Origin of the sequence: Brucella cytisi, assembly GCF_038433355.1 — a bacterium.
Taxonomy (GTDB): Bacteria; Pseudomonadota; Alphaproteobacteria; order Rhizobiales; family Rhizobiaceae; genus Brucella; species Brucella cytisi.
This window is the reverse complement of sequence record NZ_JBCAUP010000017.1, coordinates 24,741-38,566: the sequence shown is the minus strand read 5'-3', so window position 1 is coordinate 38,566 and position 13,826 is coordinate 24,741. Positions and strand designations below refer to the sequence as shown.

Here is a 13,826-nt window from a genome sequence, read left to right as displayed (position 1 = left end):
TCAGACAGGCAACGCACTTTGCACGCGCTCCAGCAAACGCAACATAGAACGGGTGGAACCGAAAGGCCAAATATCGGGGCCAAGTGCGTAGACCTGATTGCTTGCGACGATTGGGAGGACAGACCAAAGGGAGCTTTCCGTCAATTCCCGAGGGAGCTCATCGTCAAGAAGGCAGAGATGCGTATCGGGGCTCAACATTGCGAGATCTTCAAGTCCCAATGTCGTAAAGCCGAAGGATTGACTACCAAGGTCGACCGCCGGGGAAAATCCTGCTTTCGCAAGTGTCGTCATCGCGGCGGAATTGGATGTAAAGATGCGCAGACGGGCGACGCCAGGTAATGGCTGCGCGATGACAATTCTGGTTTCCTGCGACGAGCGCTTCGCTCGGGCGTTGGAAAGACGACCTTCAAAAGAGGTCCATTCCGCACGTGCTTCCGACTCCCGTCCGACCGCTTTCCCGGAAGCTAAAAGCCCTGTTTGAATGTTGCTGTAGAAGTCGGACTTGTCGGTACCGGTATCGATTAACAAGATAGGTGAGATTTCGTTTAGACGATCCGCAATAGCGCCATGGCGCAATTCCGATGTGATTATCAGGTCGGGTTTCAACCGCATGAGCGCTTCCAGGCTGGGCTGCTGACGCCCGCCGACATCGACCGCTTTGGAAAGCTTGTTGTTCTCGATGTTAACCCACTGGCGATATCCAGCTAAATCCGCAACCCCGACCGGGCCGATCCCGAGAGAGAGAAGAAGCTCTGTTGCCGACCATTCGAGCGTTACTATTTTTGAAGGTTCTGCGCGCGCAACCGTCGTAAGGGCAGCCAGGGCCGCCCCTACAAGAATATCACGCCGCAAAAAAACCGTTACCATCGAACGCTTGTCGTTGCCACGATAGAACGACCCTGACCATAATAGCACTGGCTGGTAGAATTGCAGCCAGCGACATATTTTTTGTCACCCAGATTATAGGCGTTGACTTGCAGCCTGTAACTGCCAATGTCGTAGCGCAGGAAAGCATCTACGAGCGTATAGGACGGCACATAGAAGGTGTTGAGCGTGTCGCCCGCCGTTCTTCCAATGCGGCGCACGCCACCTCCAACGACCAGATTGCCTTCGACATTACCCGGCAGCGGCATGTCATAGCTCAGGAACAAGGATTGCTGGTTCTTTGGCACGGTATAAGGCAACTTGCCGATTTGTGCAGGATTTTGGCTTTCGCTGACTTCCGGGTCCTGGAAGCTCAGTGCACCGGTCAGGCTTAGCCTGTCCCACAAGCGTGCTGTTCCTTCAAACTCGATCCCGCGAACCCGCACCTCATCGGTTTGATAATAGACGCCGGAGATACGATTCACAACGTTCTGCTGCTCGGCCTCGAAAGCAGAAAGGGTAACCGTGTAATCCTCGCCTTCCGGCGCATATTTCAAACCCACTTCCTTTAATGTCCCGGTTGTCGGTTTGAGTGGCGTGTCTGCGAGTGTCAACGTCGGCAAGAATGAGGTCGAGTACAAAGCATATGGCACAAACCCTGAATCGAATAGGTAGGCTACGCCCACGCGGCCCGTGAATTTGTCGGGGTCCTGCTTGTAATCAGTGGTCATTCCCGATGAAAGTCTGGTTTGCTCGGAACGAATGCTGACGAAATCCTTGCGACCGCCCAGCGTAACGCGCAGCTTGCCAGCTTCGATCTGGTCCTGCACATAAATGCCGGTCTGGTACTGTTTCTGCAAGAGCCGCGTCGTCGGCGACAGCTCGGCAAGCGGCTGATCGTATGTCGGGTTGAAGAGATCCTGCGAAGGGCCGCTTGCCGACGCGGTATAATTGTCGAGGCGTTGCCATTGCTGGTCCACTCCCACAAGGAGTGTATGAGCCAACGGCCCCGTATCAAAACGCGACTCCAGTTGCGTATCGACGGCCAGAGCATCGAGTTCAGGTTGGGCCAGATAGTTGGTGCGGGGGATCGTATGTCCATCCCAGCCTTTAGTGGGAATGACCCCCGTGAACAAATTGCGGTAATCTGTCTTCATATGCGAGTAGCGAAAATTCTGACGCACGGTGAACGTATCGTTGAAGCGATGTTCGAAATCATAGCCCACATAACCGATCTCTTTCTTGTAGATCGCATTGCGAGGGTCGCCATCGGAAAAGTCGCGTGAAATCGTCTGCCCTGTCGGGTTTGGCAATACGCTGCCATAGGCCGGGATTATCACCCCGGCCTGACCCATATTGTCCTTCAGGTAGCCACCGGAAACAACAAGACTGGTATCCGCATCCGGTCGCCAGGCAAAACTGGGATTGATCGCAATTCGATCGTTCTTGCCGAGATCGTAGGACGTATTGCTATCGCGGAAAATTCCGTTCAAACGATAGGTGAAACGCGGATCGTTGTTGATCGGGCCTGTAATATCGACGCCGAATTCTTTACGTTCAAAGCTTCCACCGCGTAGATAAATCTCCCTCGAAGCCTCGGCCTGCGGCTGCTTGCTCACCATATTGACGATGCCGCCGACATTGCTTTGTCCGAACAGGGCGGAACTTGGACCGCGCAGGATTTCCACGCTCTCCAGTGAATAAGGTTCGACGACGAAGCCCGAATATCCGCCTGGTTGACTGGCAATTTGCGGAAGGCGCAAGCCATCCACGTAAAGATCGGCAGGAAAACCGCGTACGGTAAAATAGTCCGAACGGACATCCGCTCCATACCGTTGTGCGTTCACGTTGGCGCTATAGAGCATCGCTTCGCTAACCGACTGCACCGCGCGGTCATCCATATTGTCACGGGTAACAATCGAAATAGACTGCGGTGTCTCGCGGATCGGCACGTCACTTTTGGTTGCGGCACGGCTATATTCGGCAATATAACCTTTTACAGGGGCACGGGGGCCTTTACCATCTGAGGTACGGATTTCAATCACGTCAAGCTGGATGGTTCCCGCGTCCTGCGCTGTGGATTGTGCCACTAGTGCAATTGAAGCCGCGCCGCCCAGAAAAGCGGTTTCCAGCAAAAATCTGACGCTCGTGCGTCCTTTGGTCTTGGTGCCCCTTTTGCGTGCAGCAACACACGTATTCAATTCAGCTCTCCTTACCGCCCGTCAAGTAAGCGATACTTTCACCCGATGGCTGTCATGCCGCGGGCAATGAAATTATTCTGGCGTTGCGCAAACCAGAGTTTTAGAATAATTCTAGTTTGCGCCTGTTGATGAACGCGTGACGTTGCTGATTTATATTCAGTAAGCTTGGTGGAGTCAGGCCAAACTCCGTTGCAATCGGGTCGAAAATCTGCAATTTCCATCAAATATGACAATTTCAGTCAAATTGGGCCACTTGGAAATTCGCATGCGACCGAAACACGCCATCGATTATCAGGATTCACCACGGCCTTTGGCCGTCATGAGACGTGAATACAAAACCGGCATGAATTTTGGCTGGCATAGTCATCGGCGTGGACAATTGCTTTATGGGACTACCGGTTACATGACGGCGCTTACCGAAGAAGGCGCCTTCATGCTGCCAAGCGGTTATGCTGTATTACTAAGGCCTGATCTGCCGCACGCGGTGGAAACGTTTGGCGAAACGGAAATGTACTCGGTTTATCTGGAAGAGAACACCTTGCGCGGTTCATGGGAGGAGACGCGAGTTCTTAAAGTCTCCGCATTGCTGGACGCCAGCATTCAGGCGCTGGTGAAGGAGCCGCTGCTGTATGATGAATCCGGACGCGGATGGCATCTTTCCGCTCTCATCCTGGACGAAATCGGCAACGCCCGCAAACAACCGCTGACGGTTCCGCTTCCAACCGAAAAGCAGCTACGGAAACTTTGTCGGAGCCTTCTTGCAAATCCCGGGCTGGATCTCACTATCGACGATTGGGCAGAAGAGGTGGGAATGAGCAGGCGGACCATGACGCGTAAGTTTCGCCAACAGACGGGTATGAGCTTTATCGAATGGCGGCAGCGCTTGCGTGCTTCGCATGTCATGCGCCGGCAGGCCGAAGGAGCTCCATTGGCTGTGGCTAGCGTGGAAGCGGGTTATCACAGCGTTTCCACTTTGCGAAAAGTATTGAAGAGTCTTAGTTTAGTGTAATCAGATTTCAAGTCCCCGTCGTCAGACCGCGCACGGCCCGAAGGCGATTCCGGACACCATCGAAAGCATGGCTGGTTTGCGGACAGCCGCTCCAGAAATCGACATTCACGGTCGAACAGCGATCCTGAATGGGTTGAACTACAGTCAGCATTATAGTGGGACGACTTTATCTTTTGTGATGAACTGTAAAACTCCTTCATTATCACATGTTTCATGGCATACTTGGACCAAACAACATCACCGGTGTAAAACAGACAATATGTTGCTCCTGTAAAGAAAACAGGGGATTTCCTTTTTCGTTCAATGTGTTGCCCAAAACCGCGTCGTTGTTAGTGAGGCGCTGGAAGTCCGCGAGCGAAGCGCGCTATCAAAATGCGCCGTAGCGAGCTCGCGGCCGCTTCGATGCTCAAAGATGTCAAAGAAGGCCCTTCAGAATGATCTTTCTACGCTTGAGATTATCAGCAGGAAAGCGATGGTCGGGCAATTTGTGACGTGTCTGATAGTCGTTCAAACTAGCAGCGTTGGACAGCATTATCGTCTAAATAAGCAAACTACACCGATCATCACTGCCATTAAAAACATAAGGTATCGGTGCAAACATAGATGTGAAGCGAGAAGCGAAATCTAACCGAAGGCTTGACTGACCTCCTCTCACGCCCGAGGTCGAATAGGTGATGCTCGTTTCAGGATGTCTCTGCATAGCTTAGCCAGCTCAAGATCGAGCCACCAAACTCGCCCATTACAAACCGAAAATTTGACGAGCGACTACTTAGGCTTGCGTACAACGCGCGCTTTGTATTCGTCGCGCGTTATATCGCCCGCGACGTAGGCTGCGGTTGTTGCTTCCAACAAAGGGTCGTGCAAATAACCCTGCCGCATATTTGCGGCACGTGCCTGATCAGTAGCTTTCTTGCGCTTGGCAACAGCTTCTGGACATAGATCGGGACGGGGGCCATGAATGCTCAAGAACATAACTCCTGTTGTTTTCTACCACGGCACGAGAAGCGCTTAAAAATCAAGAAAACAAAGGGATTTTTGTTCGGCTGAGGGTTGGCTCGTGATCGATTGCATGGATTGCGCTCAAGAACTAGTTAAAGGCGGTTTTAATGGCCCACCGGTGCCTGGCGTTGATTAGTTGCGCAACACTCAAAACGCCACATCATCGCGTTTGATCAGTCATACCTTTGGGACAAGAATCGGCTCGGCGCAAGGTCCTAAAGCTGTTTATCATTTGCTGTCCTACATCCTCGGAATAGATTCCGGTGAGGTTCATGTGTTCCCAACTGAGTGGCGACACAGAGATAGCAGGTATTCCAGTTAACGATAGCACTACCAGATTAAGGCCAGAAGCGCGGAATGCCTAGCTGGCGTAAGACCGATCACGGATTTCTCCGCGTTCGTGGAAAAAGACGGCGCTTTTCAGCTTGTGAGCGGTTCCGCCCCTGTTGAGACCAGCCTGACAATGCCGGCGCAGCGCTCAAAAACAAACATGTGATGTGGCGCTTTCGAGCCGACCGCCGTTGAGAATAAATGAAATTGAATTCGCAGTGGCGCCACCTTGCCCTTTTTTCGGTGTGTCTTACAATCATGAGTGCAGGAACTGAATGTATAAACCAAGTTCTGCGTTCCGAATTGGAACAATGACTATGCGGAGTAATATTCCTCGTTATTTAATTGCCCCTGTTTACAAAATGACGCTGTTTTGAGAACATTTTTTATTGATAGACCGCTTTATCTATCCTTTAATAAACGGGATCTTTGTGCATGAACTGAGGGGTTTCAATGCAACGTCGTTCCCACCTGTCGTCTATCGTGCTCTTTCTATCCAGTACAGCTCTCGCTTCGATTGGTTCAGCGCTGTTGCAACCTGTAACAGCAGAGGCGGCCTGTTCTTTTTCTCCGACGCTTGGCGATGATGCATATATCTGTGACAGCGGGACGTCAGCTGGCGGTTTGACCGACACGAGCGGCAACAACAGTCTCGTGTTGCCCACTGGTGGCACTGGCACGATCAATGGCGACGTAGTATTTGGACCAGGGACCGACCGGATCGAAATTCATTCAGGTACGATCACAGGAAACGTCCAGCAGGGTAGCGGAATTGACGACTTCCAGATGACGGGTGGCGAGATCGGCTCACTTAACCAGGGCGATGCGCTGGATACGTTCTTCATGTCTGGCGGCAGAATTGTCGATGCGTTCGATGATGGCGATTACGCCGTCATGACCGGTGGACGTATTGGCCGGGTCAACATGAAGCTCGACAACAACTATTTCAATATGTCGGGTGGAACGATCGACCGCAATCTCGTCACCGGGTTCGGCAATGACACTATCATCATTTCCAATGGCATGATCGGTGGGAACATCAGTGTCAGTGGCGGCACCGACAGCGTCACGATTACAGGAGGTACAGTCGCTGGCGATATACTGATGAGTTTCGGAGAAGACCAGTTCAACTGGAACGGTGGCGGCATTGTTTATGGTAATATCGATCTGGGCGGTGATAACGACGTTGCCACACTTTCCAATCTCACCGATGCCAATATCGGTGCCACGAAACGGGTGAGTGGTGGCGCCGGAGCCGACAGCCTGACTTTCAATAATGTGAAGACAGGCGCTGTAAGCCGTTTCGACAGCTGGGAAACCATCAACCTGACCAATGATACCAGATTAACTTTCGATACCGCATTGACGCTTGGCGATGCAGGCACTGGCACCGGAACGCTTAATGTCGATGCAACCAGCACTATTTACGGCGGTGAGGCGCAGTCGGGTGTCAATCCGTTTACTGCCGGACAGTTTGCCAATGTCGTTAACGCCGGGCGGATTGATCTGACCAATGGTGGCAGCAGCACAACGGACACTTTCACAATCACCGGCAATTACACTGGTCAGAACGGGCTGGTATTTCTGGACACCGTTCTGGCGGGCGATGCATCTCCTTCAGATAAGCTTGTTATCAATGGCGGTACGGCCTCCGGAAACACCGGAGTCGTCATCAATAATGTTGGAGGTGCCGGCGCCTCGACCGCATCCGACGGTATTATGGTCGTGCAGGCGTTGAACGGTGCAACCACATCAGCAGGGGCCTTTTCGCTCGATGGGCGCGTTGCAGCTGGCGCTTACGAATATTTCCTGTTCAAGGGCGGTGTCTCCGCGAACACAACCGAAAACTGGTATCTTCGCTCGACACTTGTCAACGGGAGCGAGCCGGGTGCTGTTACCGAAGAAACGCCAGTCACCGAGGAACCGGAGACAACGCCACCGCCGCCCGCTCTGGAAGAGCCACCTGCTGAACTGCCAGTCGACCCTGACGATCCGGACCCGCAAGATAACTCAGCACCAGTCACTGAAGACGCAGCGGCTCCCTCCTCTCCCCCGCCGCCCCCGACTGCCGAAGCGCCCAATCCGCCAGACAACTCGACGGGCCAGACAGGTCAGCCGCCTTTGCCGGTTGCAGGCGTTGCGCCGCCTTCACCCGGCGCCACGCGTGTCGAAGGCGATGTGGTGACTCTTTATCGCGAAGAAGTTCCCGTGTACTCGGCCCTGCCCCCTGTGGCGCATCATCTTGCACTTTCGACGCTCGGCACCTTTCATGAGCGCCGCGGCGAGCAGGATCTGCTGAAAAGTGGCGGTTATCTGCCGGCAAGCTGGGCGCGCGTGTTTGGACAAGACGTCGATATGCGCTGGAAAGGAACCGTTGCTCCGGGCCTTGATGGCCAGCTTTACGGTATCCAGGCGGGTCAGGATCTTTACGGTCGCGAATCCGAAAGCGGACATTCCGACCGCTTTGGCCTGTTCTTCGGCTACGCGCGCGTGACCGGCGATCTCACAGGACAGGCGCTCGGCTGGAATAATCTTGCCGTTGGTGATCTGGAAGTCACGGGTACCAGCTTCGGTGGATACTGGACGCATATCGGCCCGCAGGGCTGGTATCTCGACGCTGTGCTCATGGGCACATGGTTTGGCGGCAACGCAACGTCCAACCAGAACCAGGGTATCGATGTGGATGGCCACGGTGTGACCGCCTCTCTTGAAGGCGGCTATCCGGTTGCGCTCAGCGAGAGCTGGACGCTGGAGCCACAGGCGCAGCTCATCTGGCAAAGCCTGTCGCTTGACGATCAGGCTGACCGTTTCTCGACGGTTTCATTCGATTCAGACAATGCGTGGACCGGCCGCATCGGACTGCGATTGCAGGGCACAGAAGATACTTCCATGGGCAAATTGCGCCCCTATCTTAAAGCCAATATCTGGCAGAACTTCTCTTCCGACCAGACCGTCAGTTTCGGTACCGTTCCCATCGTCACCGATCTCAAGGGAACCTCATTGGAGATCGGCGGTGGCCTGACACTTGATGTGACCGAAAAGGCAAGCCTTTTTGCCACTGCCGATTACACGACCGATCTCGGCGGCGAAAAAACCCGCATCTGGGAAGGAAATATCGGTCTCAATGTCAAATGGTGATGCGAAATGGCGGCCTACGGGCCGCCGTTTCCTTGATTGCGATAACAACCAAATATGCATATCAGATCTCACATGTAAAAAAGACCTAAGCCAAACAATATCAAAAGATCACGTTTGTGTGATGAGCTTCCGAAAGCGAGAATTCATAGCTGTCGAGGCACTGTATCGTTGATTCATTTATCGTTTCTAATTCGGGAAAGCCATAAAGTATTTTGCCAGTTTATTGAAATCTTTGATTAGATGGTGAAATCTAACGATGAGCCAGTGCACAACGTTGAAGTACGACCATGTATATTTGAAGCTTCCAATTGCCATTGAAGATTGATGACAATTGGAATTCTTTCCAATATTTTAGTATATATGCTTCTCATAAGTCCAATTAATATTAAGCAGTCCCATCTTGAAACACAATATATATACTAATTACTTTTTAGAAATTAAAGATTTTTAGTACATGAAATCGCAATATATCGCTATTCACTTCATTGTTTTATACAAACTCTAGTAACTTCATAAAGAATTTTCTTGCAAGAACTAATTCTATATAGTTTTATAACATTGACGCACGTACATCGCGGCTTGGGTAACTGGGATGGGTCCGATGTATATTCTCATTGGCATTTATGACTGGATGGGACGGAGTGCTCAGGTGCAAACAATCGTTCTGCAATTAATTGGTGGCATTGCCGGCGGATCAATATCCGGGAAAATATTCCATCCCTCCGATAGTGGGACTATCTGGAACGCAATTGCTGGCGCCTTCGGAGGCGTGGCAGGCGGGCAACTCATCGGCGTTGTTCTCGGTAAAACGGCTATTGCTGAAAACCTGGATATAGCAGGCATAATCGGTCCGTTTGTCGATGGCGCAGTTTCAGGCGGACTGGTCCAGATTGTGGCTGGCCTCGTTCTGCAACGAGTGCTGACAAAACAGCCCGCAAGGCAATGCAGACGCCCGCTAAATTTCTAGTCAGGGAAAAAGAGGAGGAACATAACAAATGGGCAAACGCGGTAGAAAAGTGAACCTTCGACTGGCCAAGGTTTGTGCCCGGGTTGGCAAATCCGAATATGAGTTGGCTCACGCACTGGGGCTTTCCCGTGCCGCCCTTAAATCAATCGAACGTCCCGACGCACCTCTTTATCTGAAACTGGCACTGACTGCCCTGCTGGACGGTCTTGAGCCTGATCCTGTTTTTCGATCCACCAACGGGAATATTTTTCCGCAAGGCGACATCAAGCAAATTCGTCTCGCTGGATAGATCGTCCGGCAAACGGAGATGGTTTCATGGGCAAGTTCACTCTCTTCGTCATCTTCGTATTGGCGATTTCGTCTTTCCCCGATCTCAGCGCGCTCGCATCGTCTTGCAGATCGCGTCAGTCGGCGACAGATCCGGCGGTTAAAATGCTGCAACGACAGCTTTCGGCGCTTCGGGCTATCCAGCGCGGACGTGGTTGCAAACCTGGTGAATCAGGTGGAGGACTGTTCAATGCCTGCCGCGAGGTCGGAATGAAGATCAGTGAAGTACAACAGGAACTGAGCGCCGTTTCTGCAATTGATCGCGAATGCAGGGCTGAAAGCAGAGCCGCGGCTTCGGGGATAAAACGACTAAAGGCAACGAACGCCTCCTCTCCGGCCGGTCTTGCGCGAACAGGACTGTCTGCAGACGATAAGCAAAAAAAGATACGCGGGGCAAGGAAAAGCCTGCAGTTTTGTGTTCGCTTGTCCGATGGATATTACTTTCCGACGCCGAATTCGCAGTTCAGTCAGAAAGGCGGTACAGATGCTGCGCTTGTCCAATGCCAGCTGATCTGCGATACAAACGACATGGCCGTTTACGTCAATGATCAAAACGATGAAGCTCCGGAAATGGTTTCAGTGACGACAGGTCAGCCCTATGCCGATTTGCCAACAGCCTACGATTATCACGGTGAAGGCGAATTCAAGCGCTGCGATTGGAACGGCTATGTTGCCAAGGTCGCGCAGCTCCATGCGGCACGCAAGCGGCCCAAACAGTTGAAAGACGTAGAGGTTCCCCTCCCAAACACCAGACCCGAAGAAGACGCGACGGCTGTAGCGGAAATTCCACTCACGCAGTTCCGCCCGGCGCCAATAGAGAGTGTTCGTATGGTTGGTCCGGCATTCATACCAGATGTCGATAATGAGGCATTTGGGCGGATGCGCCGACAGCAATAGGAGTGTCGGCCAGGCTCGCTACCGCGTTTTGCATTACGCGGTCACTGGAATTCCAGATCAATGATGAAAGCAAAAATTCGCTATATTGCTATATCGCTGCTGATCGCCGCTTTGATGTTCTGGGCAGGAGCTGCGTTCAATGCGATGCGCTATGAAGACATCTGCCTTGACATGGGAGGTGGCAGGTTTCCGGGGGACCACCCAATATGTGTCATAGAAGACAGACGCCTTGAACTGGTTGTTATGCTCGATCTGGTACCGGTTTTTCCAGCGCGAATAGTGAGGATCAGGCGGCGGCACAAGTCAGCCGCTCCTTTGTAACCCTAACGAGGGCAAGGGAAGCCTGGGGCAATCTTGCATTTTGGAGGACGATGGCTCGGCGGCCGTGGCCGATGCGGCGGTTTGTAATGAGGAGGCCGGTAATGCGGTGGCCGAATAACCGGGCTGATAATGATGGTTGGGCCGCCGCTAACGGAGCGGCTAACGTAGCGTGCAGATACCCATCCGGTCGTGCCGAGAGCACGAACCTGGCACCAGCTTGATACACAGCGACGCAAGTTGACCCTGGAACCGGCTGGAAGCGTGGTGATTGTCTGGTAACTGGTACTGGGTCCCGTTCTCATATTCACGTTACCGGTCGTTACGGCTGGCGCTGCCTGTGCAGCTACAGTCATCATGGAAAGAGAAAATGCAAGGAGAATTGCCTTCATTGTGGTCCCCATTCCAGTTTACGGACCGCTCCGGTCAGAGCTCGCGTGATTTCCGATTTCATACATTAATCGTAAAGCTGGTGTAACTGAATATGAATTCCAAATACATTGCCTGGATGTTTGCATTTTTTGTCGGAGATCCACCTCGAACAGGCTTGTCTGATCTCCAAGAAAAAACAATTCGGCGGGCACGCAGGCACTGAGTATCCAGCGATGTGGGGCGTCCCACGGGACAGTGCTACTCATCACCGCCGTGCCAGACTGTCATGCCATGTTGCAAATCCTCGATTTGGATGCCCGCAGAAAAACGGAAAGATAGCTATGGGATCCTCAGAGCAGCAAGAGAATACCGGCCATGGCATCACTTCATCCATTCTGGCTGACCTTTCGCGAGAGGCGACCCTACGAGATGGCCTTACCGTTTTCGAGGCTCTTGAGCTAATGGGGCGATCAAGTTTCGGTTTTGTTCTCATTCTGCTTGCATTGCCCGCACTTATTCCGTTGCCGGGACCATTTGGCATGATTTTCGGTACTGCGGTTTCGATCATATCCTTGCAATTTTTGCTTGGGCTGCAGCCAGTTTGGCTTCCGTCGTTACTAGGAAAGCGTAAACTGTCAGCGAGGGCACTCTCTTCCATGGAACGGGTCGCGTCGCCGCTTGTCCGGAGAATTGAGCGTTTGGTTCGTCCAAATCGCATGCAAGCAATCGCCGGGAACAACCTAAATTATATTGCCGCTGTTCCAGTTTTTTGCCTTGGCGTCGCGATCGCCTTGCCTATCCCCTTCGGCAACATGGCGCCAGTCTCTGCGATATGTGTCATTTCAATCGGATTAGTTGAGAAAGATGGACTTATTGCACTCTTTGGGCTCGGACTTACGATACTTGCCCTGGCAGTGACAGGAGTACTTTTGTACGCCTTGCTAGACGCTACGCTTATCGCCTGATCTTGACGATGCAAACTTCACCGCCAACCCAGCCTCCTTTTCAAACTATAGAGTTTGTTCAGGCAGGGTTGCACGATACCAGCTCTTGAACGCAAGGCTTCTGGCGGCCTCCGTTCCGCGTAGATCGTCAAGTTCAATACTCACCGCCACAGCTGTCCAGTTTCGAATTCAGCGGCTGCCAGCCCGTGCCTCTTTGCCGGGTCCCCGGTCGCGATTTTCCGCTGACTCCCACAGGCGGCACAATTGTTCCGCCCATCTGCCTTCAGTTGAACAGTGGGAAGCGCCGTCCCGCAAACATCCGTGAGCACCAGCCCAGCATTTCATAAATGACGCGATAACATGGCCTGCTTTCGCAACTTTACTGCCTGCGGTGCGTTGTGTTTTCGTCTGAACTAGCGATGGGGAGGATGGTTTCGCCAGTGTTTCCTCGGGCAAGAGATCGAATACGCTGTTCGCGGGGCTGGCTTTCGCTCGCCTTTTGCTTTTGCGCTTCTGGTTGCTCGGGAGTTCAATCTGCACTTGCTCCAGCTGGTGAGGAAGCAGCTCAGATCAGTCAACTCTTCTGGACCATGGCAATTGCCGGTATCGTCATCTGGCTCGTCGTTACAGGACTGTTCGTCTACGCTTCTCGAAAGGGAAACCGGACATTTGGCGAACGCACCGCCGGAAAACTTATTTTCTGGTGTGGTGCTGCAGTTCCTGCGATGCTCTTGTTTTTTTTGCTTTCTTATACACTCTGGCTCATGCCGGGCCTCCGGCCTCTCCAAAAAGCCGCCGACACCTCTCTCAGGATCGAGGTCACGGGAGAACAGTTCTGGTGGCGAATCAAGTACCTCCCCCCGGACGGTAACCAGACTGTACTTTCGGCGAACGAGATCAGACTACCTGTCGGGGAGCGAGTAGAATTCCTACTAACCAGCACTGATGTCATTCATTCCTTCTGGATACCTTCTTTGGGAGGCAAGATGGACATGATCCCAGGTCGTCAGAACCGCGTTTCGTTCCTCGCACAAAAATCTGGAACCTATCGTGCTGCATGTGCGGAGTATTGCGGTACCTCGCACGCCTTGATGGCGTTCACTACAATTGTAATGGAACCACATGACTTTAGGCAGTGGCTTGCAAAACAGGCCAGACCGTCTCCCAACGCGGAATCGACAGAGGGTGCTCTGTTTCTGCAGCATGGCTGCGGGGCATGTCACCGTGTTGCGGGCACCGCGGCATCGGGAAATGTTGGTCCGGACCTCTCCCATGTCGGATCCCGAGCCACGATCGGCGCCGGAATTCTCCCAAACTCCGAGCACGCATTGCGACGCTTCATTAGCCATCCGCAATCGTTCAAGCCCGGCTCCCACATGCCGAGCTTCTCGATGCTTCCTGCACACGACATAGACCGAATTGCAACCTGGCTAAAGGGGCTCGATTAATGATGTCCGTTG

General features: G+C 52.8%; 12 protein-coding genes and 1 pseudogene. 8 read left to right on the top strand and 5 right to left on the bottom strand.

The annotated features are described in order from the left end of the window. Together AAE521_RS16785 and AAE521_RS16780 are read right to left on the bottom strand one after the other, a co-directional pair. A complete protein-coding gene (locus AAE521_RS16785; RefSeq protein WP_342061903.1) occupies positions 1-867 on the bottom strand; it encodes an ABC transporter substrate-binding protein in 867 nt (288 codons plus the stop codon). Next, positions 861-3,065 carry a TonB-dependent siderophore receptor gene (locus AAE521_RS16780; RefSeq protein WP_342061902.1) on the bottom strand — a complete coding sequence of 735 codons (2,205 nt, stop codon included), beginning with the start codon at positions 3,063-3,065 and terminating at the stop codon, positions 861-863. Before AAE521_RS16780 ends, AAE521_RS16785 begins: the two co-directional genes overlap by 7 nt. Positions 3,066-3,330: 265 nt before the next feature. Here AAE521_RS16780 and AAE521_RS16775 point away from each other — a divergent pair, with 265 nt between their 5' ends. Beyond that, the gene (locus tag AAE521_RS16775) at positions 3,331-4,074 is read left to right on the top strand and encodes an AraC family transcriptional regulator (protein ID WP_342061901.1); all 744 of its coding nucleotides are present in this window, start codon (positions 3,331-3,333) and stop codon (positions 4,072-4,074) included. 765 nt (positions 4,075-4,839) lie between these two features. Here the strand turns inward: AAE521_RS16775 and AAE521_RS16770 are convergent. Together AAE521_RS16770 and AAE521_RS16765 are read right to left on the bottom strand one after the other, a co-directional pair. Beyond that, positions 4,840-5,046: an antitoxin VbhA family protein gene (locus AAE521_RS16770; RefSeq protein ID WP_374864919.1), complete on the bottom strand. Its 207-nt coding sequence runs from the start codon at positions 5,044-5,046 to the stop codon at positions 4,840-4,842. A gap of 187 nt (positions 5,047-5,233) precedes the next feature. Next, positions 5,234-5,551, bottom strand: a pseudogene (locus AAE521_RS16765) (Tn3 family transposase); the annotation flags it as partial. Between the two features lie 305 nt (positions 5,552-5,856). Between AAE521_RS16765 and AAE521_RS16760 the strand changes: the two are divergent. From AAE521_RS16760 to AAE521_RS16740, 5 genes are all read left to right on the top strand, one after another. After that, positions 5,857-8,541 (top strand): autotransporter family protein, encoded by a 2,685-nt coding sequence (locus tag AAE521_RS16760; RefSeq protein ID WP_342061899.1) that lies wholly within the window; start codon positions 5,857-5,859, stop codon positions 8,539-8,541. A gap of 601 nt (positions 8,542-9,142) precedes the next feature. Continuing rightward, on the top strand, positions 9,143-9,508 hold the full coding sequence (locus AAE521_RS16755) for a hypothetical protein (RefSeq protein WP_342061898.1): 366 nt from the start codon (positions 9,143-9,145) through the stop codon (positions 9,506-9,508). A gap of 28 nt (positions 9,509-9,536) precedes the next feature. Continuing rightward, complete coding sequence (locus AAE521_RS16750) at positions 9,537-9,797, top strand: hypothetical protein (protein WP_342061897.1); 261 nt, start codon at positions 9,537-9,539, stop codon at positions 9,795-9,797. A gap of 26 nt (positions 9,798-9,823) precedes the next feature. Then, positions 9,824-10,732, top strand: coding sequence for a DUF2865 domain-containing protein (locus AAE521_RS16745; protein WP_342061896.1), 909 nt, complete (start codon positions 9,824-9,826; stop codon positions 10,730-10,732). Positions 10,733-10,792: 60 nt separating this feature from the next. After that, the gene (locus AAE521_RS16740; protein ID WP_342061973.1) at positions 10,793-11,053 is read left to right on the top strand and encodes a hypothetical protein; all 261 of its coding nucleotides are present in this window, start codon (positions 10,793-10,795) and stop codon (positions 11,051-11,053) included. A gap of 2 nt (positions 11,054-11,055) precedes the next feature. On the opposite strand, the gene AAE521_RS16735 is transcribed toward AAE521_RS16740, so the two are convergent. Then, a complete protein-coding gene (locus AAE521_RS16735; protein ID WP_342061967.1) occupies positions 11,056-11,355 on the bottom strand; it encodes an SH3 domain-containing protein in 300 nt (99 codons plus the stop codon). A gap of 408 nt (positions 11,356-11,763) precedes the next feature. Here AAE521_RS16735 and AAE521_RS16730 point away from each other — a divergent pair, with 408 nt between their 5' ends. Together AAE521_RS16730 and coxB are read left to right on the top strand one after the other, a co-directional pair. Continuing rightward, on the top strand, positions 11,764-12,387 hold the full coding sequence (locus AAE521_RS16730) for an exopolysaccharide biosynthesis protein (RefSeq protein WP_342061895.1): 624 nt from the start codon (positions 11,764-11,766) through the stop codon (positions 12,385-12,387). A 398-nt stretch (positions 12,388-12,785) separates the two neighbouring features. Further along, a complete protein-coding gene (gene coxB, locus AAE521_RS16725; RefSeq protein WP_425286373.1) occupies positions 12,786-13,814 on the top strand; it encodes a cytochrome c oxidase subunit II in 1,029 nt (342 codons plus the stop codon). Positions 13,815-13,826 lie beyond the last annotated feature (12 nt).

Coding starts and splice junctions, on each gene's coding strand:
- AAE521_RS16785 (WP_342061903.1), bottom strand. CDS start 867: ATGGTAACGGTTTTTTTGCGGCGTGATATTCTTGTAGGGGCGGCCCTG.
- AAE521_RS16775 (WP_342061901.1), top strand. CDS start 3,331: ATGCGACCGAAACACGCCATCGATTATCAGGATTCACCACGGCCTTTG.
- AAE521_RS16770 (WP_374864919.1), bottom strand. CDS start 5,046: ATGTTCTTGAGCATTCATGGCCCCCGTCCCGATCTATGTCCAGAAGCT.
- AAE521_RS16760 (WP_342061899.1), top strand. CDS start 5,857: ATGCAACGTCGTTCCCACCTGTCGTCTATCGTGCTCTTTCTATCCAGT.
- AAE521_RS16755 (WP_342061898.1), top strand. CDS start 9,143: ATGTATATTCTCATTGGCATTTATGACTGGATGGGACGGAGTGCTCAG.
- AAE521_RS16750 (WP_342061897.1), top strand. CDS start 9,537: ATGGGCAAACGCGGTAGAAAAGTGAACCTTCGACTGGCCAAGGTTTGT.
- AAE521_RS16745 (WP_342061896.1), top strand. CDS start 9,824: ATGGGCAAGTTCACTCTCTTCGTCATCTTCGTATTGGCGATTTCGTCT.
- AAE521_RS16740 (WP_342061973.1), top strand. CDS start 10,793: ATGATGAAAGCAAAAATTCGCTATATTGCTATATCGCTGCTGATCGCC.
- AAE521_RS16735 (WP_342061967.1), bottom strand. CDS start 11,355: ATGAGAACGGGACCCAGTACCAGTTACCAGACAATCACCACGCTTCCA.
- AAE521_RS16730 (WP_342061895.1), top strand. CDS start 11,764: ATGGGATCCTCAGAGCAGCAAGAGAATACCGGCCATGGCATCACTTCA.
- coxB (WP_425286373.1), top strand. CDS start 12,786: ATGGGGAGGATGGTTTCGCCAGTGTTTCCTCGGGCAAGAGATCGAATA.